Source organism: Streptomyces sp. NPDC028305, assembly GCF_055569495.1.
In genome coordinates this window covers 490,094-508,389 of sequence record NZ_JBVHTN010000005.1, presented here as the reverse complement: position 1 = coordinate 508,389, position 18,296 = coordinate 490,094, and the positions used below count along the sequence as shown (strand labels likewise).

The window sequence follows — 18,296 nt, the reverse complement described above, 5'->3', positions numbered from 1 at the left end:
TGGTCCCCCGGGCTCAGTGCTTGAGGATCTTGGAGAGGAAGTCCTTGGCGCGCTCGGTGCTGGGCGCGGCGAAGAACTCGTCCGGCGGGCGGTCCTCGACGATCCGCCCGCCGTCCATGAACACCACCCGGTTGGCGGCGTAGCGCGCGAACCCCATCTCATGGGTGACCACGACCATCGTCATGCCGTCGCGGGCCAGCTGGCGCATGACCTCCAGCACCTCGTTGATCATCTCCGGGTCGAGCGCGGAGGTCGGCTCGTCGAAGAGCATCGCCTTGGGGTCCATGGCCAGCGCGCGGGCGATCGCCACGCGCTGCTGCTGACCTCCCGACAGCTGGGCCGGGTACTTCTCCGCCTGGGTGACGAGCCCGACCCGGTCCAGCAGCTCGCGGGCGCGCCGCTCGGCTTCCTGTTTGGTCCGGCCGCGCACCTTGAGCTGGGCGAGCATCACATTGGCGAGCACGGTCTTGTGCGCGAAGAGGTTGAACGACTGGAAGACCATCCCGACGTCGGCGCGCAGCCGGGCGAGCTCCTTGCCCTCCTCGGGGAGGGGGATGCTGTCGATGGTGATGGTGCCGGAGTCGATCGCCTCGAGGCGGTTGATCGTCCGGCAGAGGGTCGACTTGCCGGAGCCGGACGGTCCGATGACGACCACCACCTCGCCGCGGCCGACGGAGAGGTCGATGTCCCGCAGGACGTGCAGCGCGCCGAAGTACTTGTTGACCTCGCGCAACTCGATCAACGCTTCGCCGAAGGCCATACCGGCCACACCCACTTTCAGCTGTGCCGCGCTCAGCGCAAACTATCCACACATAAGGGGCGCTTTAGCGGCGACACGCATCAATGGATATTTAACCCCTGAAAGGGGCCGAGTGGGGGATTGCGGCTCAGACCGCGGTCCACGGATCGCGGCTCACAGACCGCGGCTCAGACCTCGGCGACCTCGGCGTACACATACGACAGCTCGGGCGCGCCGTCGGCCGCCCACTCATGGCCCGCCCCCACCACGTCGATCTCCCGCCCGGAGGCGAGCCGGACGATCGGCCGGCCGTTCGGCCACACCTGCCACAGGGCGCCGGGCACGGTACGGATGATCACGGTGCCCAGATACAGCCCGGCGTCGTTGCCGAGCCACGGCAGCTCGTCGGGGTCGTCGCGCCAGCGCGGCAGCAGCTGGTCCAGCGCTTCGAGCGAGGCCGCGGAGTCGTCGAGCCCGACCCCCGCGGACGCGGCCCGGGCGCGCAGCAGCTCACACTCCGACAACAGCTGCGCCACGCCCTGCTGATCCGCCTCCCGGGCGGTCATGACAGCCGTACCTCGCGCCTGGTCGTGTCGCTTGCGCCAGTTGCCCAAGAACGGGATGTTCATACCAGCCAGCGTGGCACCCCCACGCCCGCCACACCACAGGGCGCGCGGATAGCCCGTGATCCGATCATTGTCTTGACGACACCCTTCCGTCTCCCTACGTTCGTCCCGCACCTGTCGGATCGCCGGTTGGGTTGGTTGCGAGAGGGGACACGCATGCTCCTGGGCAGACGGTGGACAGCGACCGCGTTCGTCACGGGAGGTGTCGCCCTCTCCTTCGCCTGGACGGCGGCGGCGCCCGCGGGCGCCGCCACGCCCGGGTCACCCGGCCAAGAGCCCCGAAAGCCGCTCCCCTTGGAGCGGCTTTTCGACAACACGGCGGTCAGCGACGACGGCGGCCCCGGCGGCGCGGACTTCGACGGCGCGGGCAACTCGCTGTCCGCGCAGGATCTGCGGGCCGCCGGCTGGGCCCCGGGCCGCACCCTCACCATCGACTCCGCCCGGCTCACCTGGCCCCGAGCGGCCGGCCACGCGCGCCCGGACAACGTACGCGCCGACGGTCAGACGGTGCGGCTGCACGGGCGCGGCGACGGGCTGTCGTTCCTGGTCGCGGGCACCGGCGGCGAGGCGAGCGGCGCCGGCGTCGTCCGCTACCGGGACGGGTCGAGCAGTACGTACACGCTCACCGCGCCGGACTGGCGCTCCGGCCCGACGGGCACCCGGGCCGTCGCCCTCCCCCACATCAACAGCGGCGCGGGGCAGCGGGTGGAGACCGCGCGGCTTTACGCGGTGACGGTGCCGGTGGAGCGCGGCCGGGACATCGCCTCGGTGGTGCTGCCCCGCGACCCGGGCGCCGCGGATCTGCATGTGTTCGCCGCCTCGGTGCGCCGGGCCGCCGCGGGGTGGACGGGCAGCTGGTCGGCGAGCAGCAGCGGATACACGGCGGTCGGACCCTGGACCGACCAGACGCTGCGGCTCGTGGTGCACACCAGCGCGGGCGGGCCCCGGGCCCGGATCCGGCTGGCCAACACCTTCGCCGCCGCCCCGGTGCGGATCGGCCGCGCCAGCGTCTCCCTGCAAGCGGAGGGCGCGGCAGCGGACGGCGACCCGGTGGCGCTCACCTTCGGGGGCCGGGAGGGCATCGAGATCGCGGCGGGGGCGCAGGAGTTCAGCGACCCGGTGGGCTTCGACGTCCCGCCGGACGCCAATCTGCTGGTGAGCATCCATCTGCCGGACACGGTCCAGGCGGTGCCGGTGCACAGCCAGGCCACCCAGCGCTCCTATCTGAGCCCGCCGGGCAGCGGCGACCACACGGCCGACGCGGACGGCGATGCGTACACCGGGACCCTGACCACCTGGCCGTTCCTGACCGGTGTGGACGTCGGGGGCGGGCCGGGGTCGGTGGTGACCCTCGGCGACTCGATCACCGACGGCACCAAGTCGACCACCGGCGCCAACCGGCGCTGGCCGGACGTGCTGGCCCGGCGGCTGCTCGGCCAGTCCGACGTCCCCGCGTACGGCGTGCTCAACCAGGGCATCTCCGCCAACCGCGTGGTGACCGACCGCTACCCGGGCGAGGGGGTGAGCACGGACACCGGCGGGGTCAGCGCCCTGAACCGGCTGGAGCGCGATGTGTTCGCGCAGACGAACGCCCGCACGGTCGTGGTCTTCGAGGGCATCAACGATCTGCGCTGGGGCACCTCGGCCGAGCAGCTGACCGCCGGGCTGCGCGCCCTCGCGCAGCGGGCGCATGAGCGCGGGCTGCGGGTGGTGGTGGCGACGATCGCGCCCTGCGAGGGCGAGTCCCTGTGCACCGCGGACGTGGACGCCCGGCGCAGCGCCGTCAACGCCTTCATCCGTGACAGCGGCGGGGTGTTCGACGCGGTGCTGGACTTCGACGCGGCGGTGCGCGATCCGCTGCGGCCGCAGCGGATCGCGCCCGTGTACGACAGCGGTGACCATCTGCACCCCGGCGACGCGGGGCTCCAGGCGATGGCCGACGCGATCGATCTGCGGCAGCTGACCGGCTGAGGCTTCCGGCCGGCCGGGAGCGTCAGACCTCGAGGTCGACGACGACCGGCGCGTGGTCCGAGGCGCCCTTGCCCTTGCGCTCCTCGCGGTCCACATACGCGTCGCCGACGGCCTTGGCGAAGGCCTCGTTCCCGTACACCAGGTCGATCCGCATGCCCTTGTTCTTCGGGAAGCCCAGCTCCCGGTAGTCCCAGTAGGTGAAGGGGTGGTCGTACTTCAGGGGGCGCGGCATCACGTCGGACAGGCCCACCTCGCGCAGGGCGGCCAGCGCCTCGCGCTCCTTGGTGGTGACGTGTGTCGAGCCCTCGAAGACGGCGCGGTCCCACACGTCCTCGTCGGTGGGCGCCACATTGAAGTCGCCGAGGACGGCGAAGGGGCGGCCGCCCGCCGCGTCGGCCGCGGCGGAGTCCCGCAGCGCCTCGAACCAGCGCAGCTTGTAGTCGTAGTGCGGATGCCCGATCTCCCGGCCGTTGGGCACGTACACCGACTGGACGCGGACGGCGCCGCAGGTGGCGGCGATGGCGCGGGGCTCCTGCTCGCCCTCGTAGGCCGGGCCGCCGGGCAGGCCCGAGGTCACCTCGGCCAGGCCGACCCGGGAGATCACGCCCACCCCGTTCCACCGGCCCGTGGCGTTGACCGCGGCTTCGTAGCCCAGCTCGCGCAGCGGCTCGTACGGGAAGGCGCTCTCGGCGCTCTTGATCTCCTGTATGCACAGCACGTCCGTGCCGCTGCTCTCCAGCCAGGCGAGCAGGCGGGGCAGCCGCGCGGTGATCGAATTGACGTTCCAGGTCGCGATGCGCATAGGGGACAACCTACCTCGCGGGTCCGACAACGCTCACCGTGCGGCCGTGCCGCTCGGACCGTCGGCTCAGGCCGCCGGCTCAGACCGTCACGCTCTCCCCCGGCACCAGGCGGACATGCTCCGCGCCGCCGATCCCGGGGCCGTCGGGGCCGAGCATCCGGCCGTAGACCAGCGGCGCGATGTCGGACAGCAGGGCGTCGTGGACGTCCACCGCGCGGCTCGGCGCGACCTCGCGGACGTAGTCGACGACCTCGGCGAGCTTGTTCCACGGCGCGTGGACCGGCAGCAGCAGGGTCTCGACCGGCCGCCCGGGCACGGTGAGCGCGTCGCCGGGGTGGAAGACCGAGCCGTCCACCACGTATCCCACATTGGTGATCCGCGGGAGGTCCGGGTGGATGACGGCGTGCAGCTGCCCGTGGACCTCGATGTCGAAGCCCGCGGCGGTGAAGGTGTCGCCGTCCCCGACGGTGTGCACGCGCCCCGGGAAGGCGTCCGCGATCTGCTCGGCGACGGAGGCGAGCGTCCAGATCCGCGCGGCGGGGTCGGCGTCGAGCGCCGCGTGCAGCCGCTGCTCGTCGAAGTGGTCCATGTGCTCGTGGGTGACCAGGATCGCCTCGGCGCCGACCGCGGCGTCCCCCTCGCTGAACGCGCCGGGGTCGATGACGAGCGACCGCCCGTCCTTCTCCAGCCGGACGCAGGCGTGGCCCTTCTTGGTGAGCTTCATGGGGATCATTGTGCTCCCGGCGGGCGCGCCGGGCGCTCCGTGCCCCTCCCGGGAGGCCTCACGCCTCGGGCGTGGTCTCCTCGCGGATGACGCGCTGGGCCACGGAGAAGGCCGAGTTCGCGGTGGGCACGCCACAATAGACGGCGGTGTGCAGCAGCACTTCCTTGATCTCGGCGGGGGTCAGCCCGTTGCGCAGCGCGGCGCGGGTGTGGAAGGCGAGCTCGTCGAGGTGGCCGCGGGAGGCGAGCGCGGTGAGGGTGATCACGCTGCGGGTGCGCCGGTCGAGGCCGGGCCGGGTCCACACCTCGCCCCAGGCGTAGCGGGTGATGAAGTCCTGGAAGTCGCCGGTGAACTCGTCGGCGTTGGACTGGGCGCGGTCCACATGGGCGTCGCCGAGCACTTCCCGGCGCACCCTGATCCCCTTGTCGTACGCGTCCGAGCGGGTGTCGGGCACGGCGGGGACGGGGTCGGCGGCGTAGCCGATCTCGGCGACCGGGATGCCGGTGGGCGGCGCGGTGGCCAGCATCGCCCGGTGCGCGGGGGCGGGGATCATGGTCATGCCGGTCGGCTGGTCCGTGGACTGCCAGGCGGTGGAGAAGTGGCGCACCAGGAGGTCGGTGACGGCGGTGGGCTGTTCGACGGGCGCCAGGTGGGAGGCGCCGGGGACGACCGCGAGCCGCGCGTCGGGGATCCCGGCGACGAGCACCCGGGCGTCGGCCGGCGGGGTCACGTGGTCGTCGGCGCCCACCACGACCAGGGTGGGCACGCCGATGCGGCCGAGCTCGGCGTTCATGTCGAAGGCGGCCAGGGCCTCGCAGGCCGCGATGTAGCAGCCGGGGTCGGTGGTGCGGACCATCTGCACGGACCACTCGACGATGGCGGGCTGGCCGGCCGCGAAGGCGGGGGTGAACCAGCGCTCGGGGGTGGCGCGGGCGATCGGGTCGAGGCCGTTGGTGCGGACCACCACGCCGCGCTGGCGGTACGAGTCGGCGGTGCCGAAGCGCGGTGAGGCGGAGACGAGCGCGAGGGAGCCCACTCTGAGCGGATGTCGCAGCGCCAGCTCCGCACCGATGGCCCCGCCGATCGAGCAACCCGCGTAGCCGAAGCGGTCGATGCCCAGCCCGTCGATCGTGGCCAGCAGGCGCTCGGCGAGGTCGGAGACCGAGACGGCGGGGTGGGCGGGCGCGCCGCCGTGGCCGGGCAGGTCGAAGCGCAGCACGCGCCAGTGGCGGGACAGCTCGGGTATCTGGCGGTCCCACATGTGCCAGGTCGTGCCCAGCGACGGGCCGAGGATGAGTACGGGCCCGTCCTCGGGACCGTCGAACCGGTACTGAAGAGTCTGCGTCTCGCTCACCGGGTCACGGTATCCGACGGCCCTGTCGGCGATCAGGCCCTTCCGGCCGGTCCCCCGACCGGTCTTCCGGGGCCCGGGAGGACCGCCGCGACGGCCCTCCCGGGCGGCTACGGGGTGACGGTGGAGACGACGTACACCTTGGGGTGGCGCCGGTTGTCGAGGTCGACGGTGATCTCCAACTCCGGCTGGGGTTCCTTCTGCTTGAGCACCATGCCGGCCCAGTCCTCGTCGCCGCCGAGCTTCCAGCCGACCTTCCTGGCATCGTCGGCGTCGATGGTGATCCGGCCGCCCTTCAGCGCGGCGCGGTCGGTGCCGAGCCCGACCAGGAACCGGTCCAGGCCCTGGACGGACGTGACGAACTGCACGTACAGCGCGCTGGTCTTCCAGGAGTTCGTCTCGTAGAACGCCACGTCCGCGGAGTAGGACGGGATCCACACGTCGTAGATGCGCCGCTGCACCTTGCTGGGCCAGCCCGTGGTGAGGCCGTTCGCCGAGGCGTTCTCCTGCTTCTCCTCGCCGCTGTCGCGGCTCTGGAGGGCGGAGATGACCAGATAGCCCGCCGGGATCGTGATCAGCAGGAAGACCACCACCGCCTTGAGCCAGCGGCGCCGCGGACGGCGGCCGCCGTCACCGGACCGCTCCCCGGCGGTCCCCCGGCCCGGCGGCGAGGCGCCGTTGGCGGAGGTGCCATGGGCGGAGGAGCCGTTCGCGGAGACCCCATGGGCGGAGGAGCCGTTGGCGGAGGAGCCGTTCGGGGCAGCACCGTTGGCGGACGCGGCGGACCGCTGCTCGGCGGCGGTCACTGCCGCTCCGCCTGGCCGCGCGACGCCAGCCGCAGAGGGCTGGTCCCGGCGCGCTCGTAGCGCTCCACCCGGCGCCGGTTGGCGCGGCGGAAGCGGCGGGCGACCAGCCGGGCCAGGTCGGCGGCGCCGACCATGCCCGCCTCGGGGCCCAGCTGGGCCTTGACGATACGGGCCTCCGGCCGGTAGCCGCGGCCGGTCAGGTTGCGCCGGAAGGCGTCCCGGGCCGGGCCGATCAGCAGGTCGTCTGCCGCGCTGACGCCGCCGCCGATGACGAAGCAGGAGGGGTCCAGGGCCGCGGCCAGGTTGGCGATGCCGACGCCGAGCCACTGGCCGATGTCCTGAAGCAGCTCCACGCACATGGCGTCGCCCTCGCGGGCCAGCTCGGTGATCAGGGGCCCGGTGATCTCGGCGATGTTGCCGCCGACCCGGTCGATGATCCCGTACGCCACCGGGGACTCGGCGGCGGCCAGCTCGCGCGCCTCCCTGACCAGCGCGTTGCCGGAGCTGTACTGCTCCCAGCAGCCGCGGTTGCCGCAGGGGCAGCGGTGCCCGCCGGGCACCACCTGCATATGGCCGAACTCGCCCGCGACCCCGTACTTGCCGCGCTTGACCTGGCCGTCCTCCAGGATGGCGCCACCGATGCCGGTGCCGAGGGTGATCATGACGAGGTGGTCCTCGCCGCGCCCGGCGCCGAAGCGCCACTCGGCCCACGCGGCGGCGTTGGCGTCGTTGTCGACCATCACCGGGACCGCGAGCCGCTCGGCGAGGCGGTCGCGCAGCGGCTCGTTGCGCCAGGACAGGTGCGGGGCGAACAGGACGCGGTTGCGGTCGGCGTCCACCCAGCCCGCGGCGCCGATGCCGACCGCGTGCACGTCATGCCGGTCGGAGAGGTCCAGCACCAGCTCGGTGATGGTGTCCTCGACGACCTTGGGGCTCTTGGACTTGTCGGGCGTCTCGGTGCGCAGCTTCTCCAGGATGTTGCCGTCGGCGTCGACGACCCCGGCCATCACCTTGGTGCCGCCGATGTCGATGCCGACCGTGGGGACCCGGGGCGCGGTGAGGTGCGAGCGGCGCTCGCGGGTGCCGACGGTGCGCAGCACGGTCGCCCGGGCCGACCCGCGGTGCACCCTTTCGCGGTAGATGCTCATCGGCTCACCCCTTCACCCAGGCCGAGTCCGCGGCCGAGGGCCGCGCGGGCCGGGCCGGGCGGGCCCGCCGTGGCGGCTGCGCAGGCGTGGGGGATGCGGTCGCTGCGGGTGCGTGCTCGCAAGAGTTCGTCGTCCCTGCGGGGGTCTCGGGAGGCCGGGGCCTCGGCGTGCGTGGTCGTGGCGGGTGGAGCCCGCCGTGCGATTGTGCCTCACCCGCCCCGGGCGCCGCATGGTGAGCCCCGCCCGGGGGCGGGTGATCGCGCCATGCGACGCCCGGCGTGCGCCGCGCGTTCTCGGACCCCCTCAGACCTCGCTCGCTGTGTCCTTCTCCTCCGGGCGGGCGAGCTCGTGGCTGAGCTGTTCCAGCTCGCTGCCGCCCGCCATCTGGCGGGTGAGCTCGTCGAGGGTGATTTCCGCCTTCAGGTGGCTGCCGGCCATCGCGCCCCGCTTGAGCAGGACGAAGCGGTCGCCGACGAGGTGGGCGTGGTGCGGGTTGTGGGTGATCAGGACCACACCGAGACCCGCGTCACGGGCGGCCGCGACGTACTTGAGCACCACCCCGGACTGCTTGACGCCGAGCGCCGCCGTCGGCTCGTCCAGCACCAGGACCTTGGCGCCGAAGTGGACGGCGCGGGCGATGGCCACGCACTGCCGCTCGCCGCCGGAGAGGGTGCCGATGGGCTGGTCGACGTCGCGCAGGTCGATGCCCATGCGCAGCAGCGCCGCCCGCGTCGTGGAACGCATCGTCTCCACGTCGAGCCGCTTGAGGGGCCCGCGGCCCTTCCGGGGCTCGGAGCCGAGGAAGAAGTTGCGCCACACCGGCATCAGGGAGACCACCGCGAGGTCCTGGTAGACCGTGGCGATGCCGCGGTCCAGGGCCTCGCGCGGCGAGCCGAGCCTGGTCTCCTCGCCCTCGATGGTGAGGCTGCCCGCGTCGTGCCGGTGCAGCCCCGCGACGATCTTGATGAGGGTGGACTTGCCGGCGCCGTTGTCGCCGAGGACGCAGGTGATTTCCCCGGCGTGCACTTCGAGGGAGACGCCCTGGAGCGCCTTGACGTTGCCGTACTGCTTGCTGACGTCGCGCAGCTCGACCAGCGGCGTGCGGCCGGACGTATCGGCAGCGGTGTCGGCCGCGGTGTCTGTCGTGGTCATGTGCTGGCCTCCGCCCGCTTACGGACCCACCAGTTGAGCATGGTCGCGAGGAGCAGCATCGCGCCGAGGAAGAACTTGAACCAGTCCGCGCTCCACTGCGCGTACACGATGCCCTTGTTCGCCATGCCGAAGATGAACGCGCCGACGGCGGCGCCGACCGCCGAGCCGTAGCCGCCGGTCAGCAGACAGCCGCCGATGACGGCCGCGATGATGTAGAGGAACTCATTGCCGACGCCCTCGCCGGACTGGACGACGTCGTAGCTGAACAGCAGGTGCTGCCCGGCGACCCAGGCCGCGAAGGCGACGCCCATGTAGAGCCCGATCTTGGTGCGGTCCACGGGCACGCCGACCGCGCGGGCCGCCTCCTTGTTGCCGCCCACCGCGAAGATCCAGTTGCCCGCGCGGGTGCGCAGCAGGATCCAGGTGGCGAGCGCGACGAGGCCGAGCCACCACAGCACGGTGACCTGGAGATCGACATCCCCGATCGTCAGGTGCGAGGCGAAGACGTCCTGGGCGGCGGGGAAGCCCTCCATGTCCGCGATGGTCTTGGTGGAGACCGACTCGCTGATCAGCTTGGTGAAGCCGAGGTTGCAGCCCTGGAGGATCAGGAAGGTGCCGAGCGTGATGATGAAGCTCGGCAGCCCGGTGCGCACCAGCAGAAAGCCGTTGAAGAAGCCGATGGCCAGGGTGACCAGCAGGGACACCCCGACGCCGACCCAGACGTTGGCCGTCATCTGGAACGAGAACATCGAGGAGACCAGCGCCGAGGAGGTGACCATCACCCCGGTCGACAGATCGAACTCGCCGCCGATCATCAGCAGCGCGACCGGCGTCGCCATGATCCCGATGGTCGAGGCGGCGTACAGCACGGTGCTGAAGCTGGACCACTGGAGGAAGCTGTCGGCGACGACCGAGAAGAAGACGAAGACGGCGACGGCGCCGACGACCGCGCCCAGCTCGGGGCGGCCGGCCAGGCGGCGCGGCAGCGAGCGGCGGATGAGCCGCTCATCCTTGGTCAGGGGGGTCAGGGGTGGCGCCTCCGCGCTCATCGGGTCCCCCGCTTGGTGTACTTGGCCAGCTCGGCGGCGTCGTCCTTGGTGATGATCTGCGGGCCGGTGAGGACCGGCTTGCCGCCGCCGAGGACATCGGCGTTGTAGTGGTACAGCCACAGCAGGTCCACGGCCTCGTAGCCCTGGAGATACGGCTGCTGGTCGACGGCGAAGCCGAGCGTGTCGTTCTGAAGTGCGTCGGCGACCTTGGCGTTGAGGTCGAAGGTGTCGATCTCCGCCTTGCTGCCCGCCTGGTCCGCCGCCTTGGCGGCGGTGGCCGCGAACGGGGCGCCGAGCGTCACCACGGTGTCGATGCCCTTGTCGGCCTGGAGCTTCGCCTCGATCGAGGAGGCGACATCGGGCATGTTGGTGCCCTCGACGTAGATCCGCTCCATCTTGCCGTCGAAGGTCTTCTCGGCGCCGTCGCAGCGCTGCTCGAGGCCGACGTTGCCCTGCTCGTGCAGCACGCACAGGGCCTTCTTGCGGCCCCGCTTGTTCAGCTCCTCGCCGACCGCCTCGCCCGCGATGGTCTCGTCCTGACCGATGTGGCTCAGGGCCCCGAACGCCTTGGACTCCGCGGCCCCGGAGTTGACGGTGATGACCGGTATGCCCGCCTTCTCGGCCTTCTTGACCACGGCCTGCATGGCCTCGGGCTTGGCGAGGGTGACGATCAGCCCGTCGACCTTCTGGTCGATGTAGGTCTGCACCAGCTGGGCCTGGTCCTTGCCCTCCTCGTGGTGCGCGTAGAGGAACTTCACATTGTCCTTGAGGGCGGCCTGCTCGGCCCCGCTCTGGACGATGTCCCAGAAGGTGTCACCGTCGCCGGAGTGGGTGACCATGGCGAAGGTCATCCTCGGGGTGTTCACCGCCGCCCGCCCCGAAGCGGCCGCCCTCTCGGCCCGCTCCTCGGCGCGCTTGCCGCCCGTACTGCTGCACCCTGCCGAGGCGAACCCCAGCAGCCCCGCCAGCACCGCGGCGGTCAACGCACGTGCCCCTGTCCCAACCCTGGCCACGAAGACCCAGCCCTTCTCGAAGACGTCCCGTTTTGTCCCGGAATACGGCGTCCGGGCAGGCGTCATCGGCCCGGCCGCCGCCCAAGTATCCGTCACGGTGCACGGCGGGGGTCCAGGGGGTGTACGGCAGTAATCGAGGTCAGGGGCGCACGAGCAGTTGGAACTCGAAGGAGTAGCGCGAGGCCCGGTAGGTGTGCGAGCCGAATTCGACGGCCCGGCCGGTGTCGTCGAAGGCCGTCCGCTGCATGGTCAGCAGCGGCGCGCCCGCCGGCTCGCCGAGGCGCTCGCCCTCCTCGGCGGTGGCTGCGCGGGCGCCGACCGTCTGGCGGGCGCTGTGCAGGGTGATCCCGGCCGCGCGCATCAGCCGGTAAAGACCGGTCTCCTCCAGCTCGGCGCTGTCCAGCTTCAGCAGGCCGGCCGGGAGGTGGTTGCACAGATGGGCCATGGGCTCGCCGTGGGCCATGCGCAGCCGCTCGATCAGGACGACCTCGGTGCCCTCGGCGATCCCGAGGGCCGCGGCGACCTCGGCGGTCGCGGGCTCGGTGGTGTTGCGCAGGACGCGGGTGGCGGGGCGCTGTCCGGCGTTCTCCAGGTCGTCGTAGAGGCTGCTCAGCTCGAGCGGGCGCTTGACCTGGCTGTGCACCACCTGGGTGCCCACGCCGCGGCGGCGCACCAGCAGCCCCTTGTCGACCAGGGACTGTATGGCCTGGCGGACGGTGGGCCGGGACAGGCCGAGCCGCCCGGCCAGCTCGATCTCATTGCCGAGCAGGCTGCCGGGGGCCAGCCGCCCCTGCTCGATCGCCGCCTCGAGCTGCTGGGACAGCTGGAAGTACAGCGGGACGGGGCTGCCGCGGTCCACGCTGAGCTGAAGCGCCTCCGCTGATCCGGATGAGTCTTCCTCCTGCTTTGCCACGGGGCGAGCGTAGCCGGATGAGCACATGACGGGAAGTCGTGAAGTTCTGTTGTCCGGACAAAACGTGCAGGCTTACGCGATAACGTTGCCAACGCTGTCGTCGCCGCCGCTTTCACGGCCGCCGGCGGCGGGCGTGACGGGGGCGTGCAGCCAGCACAGGGCGCGGTGCCCGGGGCCCACCTCGGCCTCCGGCGGCCGCCGCGCACAGGCGTCCATGGCCAGCGGGCAGCGCGGCCGGAACCGGCAGCCGTCGCCGACCACGATCTCCCGCCGCTCGGCGTCCCGCCGCGCCCGCGCCGCCAGCCGGGCCGCCCGCGCCGCCCGCGCCTCCTCCCGCGTGGCCCCGGAGCCGGTCGCGGCGGAGGCCAGCAGCCGGGTGTAGGGGTGCCTGGGGGCGAGGATCACCTCGTCGCTGGGGCCGCGCTCGACGATCTCGCCCCGGTACATCACCATCACCTCGGAGGAGAAGTGACGGGCGGTGGCCAGGTCGTGGGTCACATACAGCAGGGCCAGCCCGCGCTCGTCCTTGAGCCCGTCCAGCAGGCCCAGGATCTCCAGCCGGATCGAGACGTCGAGCATCGACACCGGCTCGTCGGCCAGCAGCACCTGGGGGCCCGGGGCGAGCGCGCGGGCGATGGCCACCCGCTGCCGCTGTCCGCCGGACAGCTCGTGCGGGCGCTTGCGGGCCACATCGGCCGGGGGCGTCAGATTGACCGACCGCAGCAGCTCCTCCGCCTTCTCCTGGGCGTCGGCGCCGCGCCGCGCCCGCCCGTTGACCAGCAGCGGCCGCCGCAGATGGTGGCCGATGGTGTGGGCCGGGTTGAGGGAGGCGAACGGGTCCTGGAAGACCATCTGGACGGCGCGCCGGTAGTCCGCGCCGCGCGTCCGGGGCGCCCCGCCGAGCCGTACCGTCCCGGCGGTGGGCGTCACCAGCCGGGACAGGGCGCGTACGACGGTGGACTTGCCGCTGCCGCTCTCCCCCACCAGCGCCAGGGTGCGGCCCGGGTGCAGGGTGAAGGAGACCCGGTCGACAGCCCGGAAGGGCCGCCCGCCGGGCTGCGGGAAGTCGACGGTGAGCCCGGTCACGTCCAGCGCGGTCACGACTGGCTCCCTTCGTGGAGCGGCCCGGCCGCCGCGGCGGCATGGGCCGGGTCGTGCAGATGGCAGGCGGCGTAGCCCCCGCCGGGCAGCGGGACCGGCCGGGGGGTGACCGTGCGGCACGGCGCGAACGCCCGCTCGCAGCGGTCGGCGAACGGGCACCCGGGCAGCTCCTCCCGCAGGTCGGGGGGCGAGCCGGGGATGCCACGCAGCGTGCGGCGCTCGCCGGTCAGCTCGGGGAAGGAGCGCAGCAGCCCCTGGGTGTAGGGGTGGCCGGCGTCCGCCGCGATGCGGTCACACGGCCCGTACTCAACGATGCCGCCCGCGTACATCACCGCCAGCCGGTCGCTGATCTCCAGCAGCAGGGACAGGTCGTGGGTGATGAAGACGACGCTGAAGCCCAGCTCCTCGCGCAGCCGCTCCACCTCGTCGAGGATCTCGCGCTGGACGACCACGTCGAGGGCGGTGGTCGGCTCGTCCATGATGACGACCTCGGGCTCCAGCGCGAGCGCCATGGCGATGACGACGCGCTGGCGCATGCCTCCGGACAGCTCGTGCGGGTAGGCGCGGATGCGGGCGGGGTCGATGCCGACCATGTCGAGGAGGGCGCGGGCGCGCTCCTGGCGCTCGGGGCCTGGCATGCCGGGCCGGTGCGCGCGGAAGATGTCGTCGAACTGCCGGCCGACGCGGGTCACCGGGTTGAGGGCGTTCATCGCGCTCTGGAAGACGATGGACAGCCTGTTCCAGCGGAAGGCGCGCAGCGCCTCGCCCTCCAGCGCCGACAGGTCGGTCTCGCCGCCGTCGCGGCCGTGGAAGGTGACGGACCCGGCGGTGAGGCGGGCGGGCGGCTGGAGACAGCGGGCGACGGCGTACGCGAGGGTGGACTTGCCGCAGCCGGACTCGCCCGCGATGCCCAGCAGCTCGCCGCGGCGCAGCTCGAAGCTGACGTCGCGGACGGCCCGGGTCGCGCGGGCCCCGCCGTACGCCTCATAACTGACGTCGATGTGCTCAGCACGCAGCACGGTGTCGTTCCTCGCGCTGTCGCTCATCGCGCTTCCTTCCGCTGCCGCGGGCGGCGGGTGCGCAGCCGCGGGTCCAGGACCTCGTCGAGGCCGAAGCTGATGAGGGACAGGGCGGTGCCCAGGAGGGCGATGCCCAGGCCCGGCGGGATGAACCACCACCAGGCGCCGCCGGCCAGGGCCTCCGCGTTCTGGGCGAAGTAGAGCATCGTGCCCCAGGTGAGATAGGAGGGGTCGGCGAGGCCGAGGAAGGCCAGGCCGGCCTGGGTGAGCACCGCGAAGATCACCGCGTGGATGAACTGCGAGACGATGATCGCCAGTTCGTTGGGGAGGATCTCCACGAGCACGATCCGCCACCGCTTCTCCCCGTAGACCCGCGCGGCCAGGACGTAGTCGCGGGTGCGCAGCGAGAGGGTCTGGGCGCGCAGCACCCGGGCGGAGGCGGCCCAGCTGGTCAGGGCGATGACGAGGATGGTGGAGAGGACCCCGTCGCCCTTGACGTAGGCCGCGACCACGATGACCAGCGGCAGCCCGGGGATGACCAGGAAGACATTGCTGATCAGGGAGATCGTCTCGTCGGCGACGCCGCCGAGGAAGCCGCCGCCGATGCCGATGACCACGGAGATGACGGTGGCCACGACCGCGGCCGCGGCGCCGATCAGCAGGGTGCCGCGGGCGGAGACCACGAGCTGGGCGAAGACGTCCTGGCCGGTCTGGGTGGTGCCGAGCCAGTGCGCCCCGGAGGGGGCCTGGCCCAGGTCCACGCTGACCGCCTCGGGGTCGTCGACCAGCCAGGGGCCGATCAGCGCGGTGAGCGTGAAGATCGCGAGGATACCGAGACCGAAGGCCAGCCGGCGGGAGCGCAGCGCCAGGCGCAGCAGTCCGCGGCCGGCGGGGCGTTCGGGCGCGGCGGTGGCGGGGGGCGGGAGGGTGGCGGTCATCGGGCCTGCCTGGTCCGGGGATCGACGAAGCCGTACACCAGGTCCACCAGGAAGTTGGCGGCCAGGACGGCGAAGGTGATGACGAGGAAGACCGCCTGCATCAGGGGGTAGTCGGTGTTCTCGACGGCCTGGAGCAGGGTGAAGCCCATGCCGGGATAGGAGAAGACGATCTCCATGACGAGCGAGCCGCTGACGATGAAGCCGAGCGAGATGGCGAATCCGGCGACCGAGGGCAGCACCGCGTTGCGGGCCGCGTAGCCGAACATGACGGTGCGCGAGCGCAGCCCCTTGGCCTCGGCGGCGGTGACATAGTCCTCGGCGAGGGTGGAGACCATCATGTTGCGCATGCCGAGCATCCAGCCGCCGACCGAGCTGAGCACGATGGTGGCGGCGGGCAGCACCGCGTGTTCGGCGGCGGAGGAGAGGAAGTCGCCGCTGAGCCCGATGTCCAGGGTCTCGTCGTAGCCGCCGCCCAGCGGCAGCACGCCCCACACCTGGCTGAAGAGGTAGAGGAGCAGCAGCGCGAGCCAGAAGTAGGGGACGGCGGCGAGAAAGGTGGTGGAGGGGACGAGGGAGTCCAGCCAGCTGCCGCGCCGCCAGCCGGCCAGGGTGCCCAGGGTCAGGCCGAGGACGAAGCTGATGAGGGTGGCGGCGCCGACGAGGACGAGCGTCCAGGGCAGGGCGTCGCTCAGGACGCTGCTGACGGGGCTGGGGAAGTAGGTGACCGACAGGCCGAAGTCCAGGTGGATCACGGAGCCCAGATAGTCCCAGTACTGGACCGCGATGTTGCCGTGGCTCAGCCCGAGCATGCTGGCCAGGGCCTCCTCCTGGCCCGGCTCCACAGGCCCGGACTGTGCCATCCGGGCCATCATCAGCTGCACCGGATCGCCGGGGATGAGCCGGGGCAGAAAGAAGTTGACGGTGACGGCCATCCAGGCGGCGACGGCGTAGAAGCCGAGTTTCCGCAGTACGTACCGCACGCTGCCGCGCCCTTACTTGCCGGATTTACCGGTGGCGGGCTTGATCCGGGCGGCCACCCAGCCGCCGTCCGGGTCGAGCCAGATGGACGGGGCCGCGTAGAGGTTGTCCTCGGTGGGGTATCCGGTGACGCGGTTGCCGTTGAACTCCTGCTCGTTCTGGCCGTAGAAGAGCGGGATGACCGGCATGTCCTTGATGAATTCCTGCTGGATCCTGTAATACCAGGGCTTCTGCTTCTCGACGTCGGTGCTGGAGGCGATCTCGTCCAGGGCCTTGTCCATGACCGGGTTGGCGTAGCGGCCGAAGTTGCCGACGTTGGTGGATTCGCCGATCTTCGGCGGGATGGTGCTGTCCACCAGCTGCGCGTAGTAGGCACGGGGGTCGGGGGTGTAGCCGCTGTTGTCGAGCAGCATCTGGAACTGGCCGCGGGCGCGGTTGTTGGACCACTGCGCGTACGACTCGGCCTTGACGACGAGCTCGATGCCGGCCTTCTTCAGCTGCTGCTTGGCCAGCTGGGCGACGCTGACGTAGTCGGTCCAGCCGGAGACCAGCTCGACCGTCACGGACAGCTTCTTGCCGTCCTTCTGCCACATGCCGCCCGATTTGGCGTATCCGGAGGCGGTCAGATACTTGTCGACCTTGTCCTGGCCGGTCTCGATCACGGCGTCCTTCAGGGACGGATCGAGCACGGACGCGTAGTTGGGGAGCAGCAGCGCCATGGGGTTGGCGACGGGGGCCTGGCCGTCGTACACGCTGCGGTTCATGAATTCGCGGTCGAGGGCGGCGCTGATCGCCTTGCGCACATTGACGTCGGCCGTCGGGCCGCGCTGGGCGTTGGGCACGAACGATGTCGTCGCCAGCGGGATGTTGACGAGTTCGAAGTTCTTGTCCTTGGCGAGGTAGTTCTTCTTGATGTCGGGGATGAAGCCGCCGCCCCAGTCGATCTGCCCGGAGGTGACCGCGGCGGTGACCGCGCTGTTTCCGGTGAAGGACCGATACCGCATGACCTTGAAGTGCGGAAGCCCCTTGAAGTAGTAGTCGTCGCGGGCGACCAGATCCATGGTCATGCCCTTGACGGATTTCACCTTCCACGGGCCGGTGCCCACGGGGTTGGCGTTGAGCGTGGTGGCCCGCTCCTTGACCGGGATCTTCGACCAGATGTGCTTGGGCAGCATCTTCATCTTGCCGAGGATGAAGTACTCCTTGGTGTACGCCGACTTGGAGAAGGTGATCACCGCGGCGTCCTCGCCCTCCGCGCTCGCCGAGGCGATGGGGAGGGCGTACATGTTCTGCGCCTTGTTCTCCTTCGCCATCTGGAACGTCCAGGCGACGTCCTCGGCCGTGAAGGGCTTTCCGTCGTTCCAGGTGGCGCCCTTGCGCACCTGGACGCGAAGCTTCTTGCCCCCGTCCGACCAGGTGTACTTGGTCGCCAGCCACGGCTCGATCTCCCCGGCCTTCGCCGCGTTCATATGGAACAGCGGCTCATAGATCATCCCGTTGGTGGCCTGGAGGGGCTGCGGGGCGAACGGATTGAAGTTCCGGATGAAATTGCCCGTGGATCCCGTGGCAACGGTCAGCACTCCGCCCCCGCCACCGCTCTTGTCCTTGCCCCCGCCGCAGGCGGCGAGTGTGACGGTGAGCGCGAGCGCGGCCCCGGCGGCGAGCGCGCGGCGCGGACCGGCCGTTGTCGTCGAGATCATGGGTTCCCCTCGATGTACGGAAGCGAAGCTGCGCGGGTCGAACAGAGCGGGATGAACGGTGCGGGATGAACGGACGCATGCCGGACGGTGGTCCGCACACCGTCGGCGCCGTGAAATTAAAGGCGTCCGGAAGAGGGTGTCAATAGTCCCGGCACGGCCCGGTCGCTGAACCGGGCTAGTCGAATCAGTCGAACATCCAGCTCTCGCCCCGGAACGGCCTGATAGACGGGAAGTTGGGCAATCCAGGCCCTCGGACGGCCGTGCGT

Annotated in this window: 17 protein-coding genes; 1 reads left to right on the top strand and 16 read right to left on the bottom strand. The window is 71.5% G+C overall.

The window, feature by feature from the left end; all coding sequences use genetic code 11:
* Window positions 1-13: 13 nt before the first annotated feature.
* Both ACZ4WQ_RS23205 and ACZ4WQ_RS23200 read right to left on the bottom strand, forming a co-directional pair.
* Window positions 14-760, bottom strand: a complete 747-nt coding sequence (locus tag ACZ4WQ_RS23205; protein ID WP_311723424.1) for an amino acid ABC transporter ATP-binding protein — start codon at window positions 758-760, stop codon at window positions 14-16.
* 167 nt (window positions 761-927) lie between these two features.
* Window positions 928-1,368 carry a DUF6278 family protein gene (locus ACZ4WQ_RS23200; protein WP_311723425.1) on the bottom strand — a complete coding sequence of 147 codons (441 nt, stop codon included), beginning with the start codon at window positions 1,366-1,368 and terminating at the stop codon, window positions 928-930.
* Window positions 1,369-1,521: 153 nt separating this feature from the next.
* Here ACZ4WQ_RS23200 and ACZ4WQ_RS23195 point away from each other — a divergent pair, with 153 nt between their 5' ends.
* Complete coding sequence (locus ACZ4WQ_RS23195) at window positions 1,522-3,336, top strand: SGNH/GDSL hydrolase family protein (RefSeq protein ID WP_398373832.1); 1,815 nt, start codon at window positions 1,522-1,524, stop codon at window positions 3,334-3,336.
* A gap of 22 nt (window positions 3,337-3,358) precedes the next feature.
* Here the strand turns inward: ACZ4WQ_RS23195 and ACZ4WQ_RS23190 are convergent, their stop codons facing one another.
* The 14 genes from ACZ4WQ_RS23190 to ACZ4WQ_RS23125 all read right to left on the bottom strand — a co-directional run bounded on the left by ACZ4WQ_RS23190 (window position 3,359) and on the right by ACZ4WQ_RS23125 (window position 18,030).
* Window positions 3,359-4,138: an exodeoxyribonuclease III gene (locus tag ACZ4WQ_RS23190; RefSeq protein WP_311723427.1), complete on the bottom strand. Its 780-nt coding sequence runs from the start codon at window positions 4,136-4,138 to the stop codon at window positions 3,359-3,361.
* Window positions 4,139-4,217: 79 nt separating this feature from the next.
* Window positions 4,218-4,862 carry an MBL fold metallo-hydrolase gene (locus ACZ4WQ_RS23185; protein ID WP_398373831.1) on the bottom strand — a complete coding sequence of 215 codons (645 nt, stop codon included), beginning with the start codon at window positions 4,860-4,862 and terminating at the stop codon, window positions 4,218-4,220.
* Window positions 4,863-4,920: 58 nt separating this feature from the next.
* Window positions 4,921-6,216: a bifunctional 3-oxoadipate enol-lactonase/4-carboxymuconolactone decarboxylase PcaDC gene (gene pcaDC / locus ACZ4WQ_RS23180; RefSeq protein ID WP_311723430.1), complete on the bottom strand. Its 1,296-nt coding sequence runs from the start codon at window positions 6,214-6,216 to the stop codon at window positions 4,921-4,923.
* A gap of 107 nt (window positions 6,217-6,323) precedes the next feature.
* Window positions 6,324-7,019, bottom strand: coding sequence for a hypothetical protein (locus tag ACZ4WQ_RS23175; RefSeq protein ID WP_398373830.1), 696 nt, complete (start codon window positions 7,017-7,019; stop codon window positions 6,324-6,326).
* A complete protein-coding gene (locus ACZ4WQ_RS23170; protein WP_385341158.1) occupies window positions 7,016-8,167 on the bottom strand; it encodes an ROK family glucokinase in 1,152 nt (383 codons plus the stop codon). The genes ACZ4WQ_RS23175 and ACZ4WQ_RS23170 overlap by 4 nt, the downstream gene beginning before the upstream one ends.
* A gap of 303 nt (window positions 8,168-8,470) precedes the next feature.
* The gene (locus ACZ4WQ_RS23165) at window positions 8,471-9,319 is read right to left on the bottom strand and encodes an ATP-binding cassette domain-containing protein (protein ID WP_361188557.1); all 849 of its coding nucleotides are present in this window, start codon (window positions 9,317-9,319) and stop codon (window positions 8,471-8,473) included.
* On the bottom strand, window positions 9,316-10,368 hold the full coding sequence (locus ACZ4WQ_RS23160) for an ABC transporter permease (protein WP_311723434.1): 1,053 nt from the start codon (window positions 10,366-10,368) through the stop codon (window positions 9,316-9,318). Before ACZ4WQ_RS23160 ends, ACZ4WQ_RS23165 begins: the two co-directional genes overlap by 4 nt.
* Window positions 10,365-11,381, bottom strand: a complete 1,017-nt coding sequence (locus tag ACZ4WQ_RS23155; protein ID WP_398373829.1) for a sugar ABC transporter substrate-binding protein — start codon at window positions 11,379-11,381, stop codon at window positions 10,365-10,367. Before ACZ4WQ_RS23155 ends, ACZ4WQ_RS23160 begins: the two co-directional genes overlap by 4 nt.
* A 139-nt stretch (window positions 11,382-11,520) precedes the next feature.
* Window positions 11,521-12,240 (bottom strand): GntR family transcriptional regulator, encoded by a 720-nt coding sequence (locus ACZ4WQ_RS23150; RefSeq protein WP_311723855.1) that lies wholly within the window; start codon window positions 12,238-12,240, stop codon window positions 11,521-11,523.
* A 126-nt stretch (window positions 12,241-12,366) separates the two neighbouring features.
* Window positions 12,367-13,395 carry an ABC transporter ATP-binding protein gene (locus ACZ4WQ_RS23145; RefSeq protein ID WP_398373828.1) on the bottom strand — a complete coding sequence of 343 codons (1,029 nt, stop codon included), beginning with the start codon at window positions 13,393-13,395 and terminating at the stop codon, window positions 12,367-12,369.
* On the bottom strand, window positions 13,392-14,441 hold the full coding sequence (locus ACZ4WQ_RS23140; RefSeq protein WP_398373826.1) for an ABC transporter ATP-binding protein: 1,050 nt from the start codon (window positions 14,439-14,441) through the stop codon (window positions 13,392-13,394). Before ACZ4WQ_RS23140 ends, ACZ4WQ_RS23145 begins: the two co-directional genes overlap by 4 nt.
* Window positions 14,438-15,352 (bottom strand): ABC transporter permease, encoded by a 915-nt coding sequence (locus ACZ4WQ_RS23135; protein ID WP_311723439.1) that lies wholly within the window; start codon window positions 15,350-15,352, stop codon window positions 14,438-14,440. The genes ACZ4WQ_RS23140 and ACZ4WQ_RS23135 overlap by 4 nt, the downstream gene beginning before the upstream one ends.
* Window positions 15,349-16,332 (bottom strand): ABC transporter permease, encoded by a 984-nt coding sequence (locus tag ACZ4WQ_RS23130; protein ID WP_311723440.1) that lies wholly within the window; start codon window positions 16,330-16,332, stop codon window positions 15,349-15,351. The genes ACZ4WQ_RS23135 and ACZ4WQ_RS23130 overlap by 4 nt, the downstream gene beginning before the upstream one ends.
* A 12-nt stretch (window positions 16,333-16,344) precedes the next feature.
* Window positions 16,345-18,030: an ABC transporter substrate-binding protein gene (locus tag ACZ4WQ_RS23125; RefSeq protein WP_468022369.1), complete on the bottom strand. Its 1,686-nt coding sequence runs from the start codon at window positions 18,028-18,030 to the stop codon at window positions 16,345-16,347.
* Window positions 18,031-18,296: the final 266 nt, after the last annotated feature.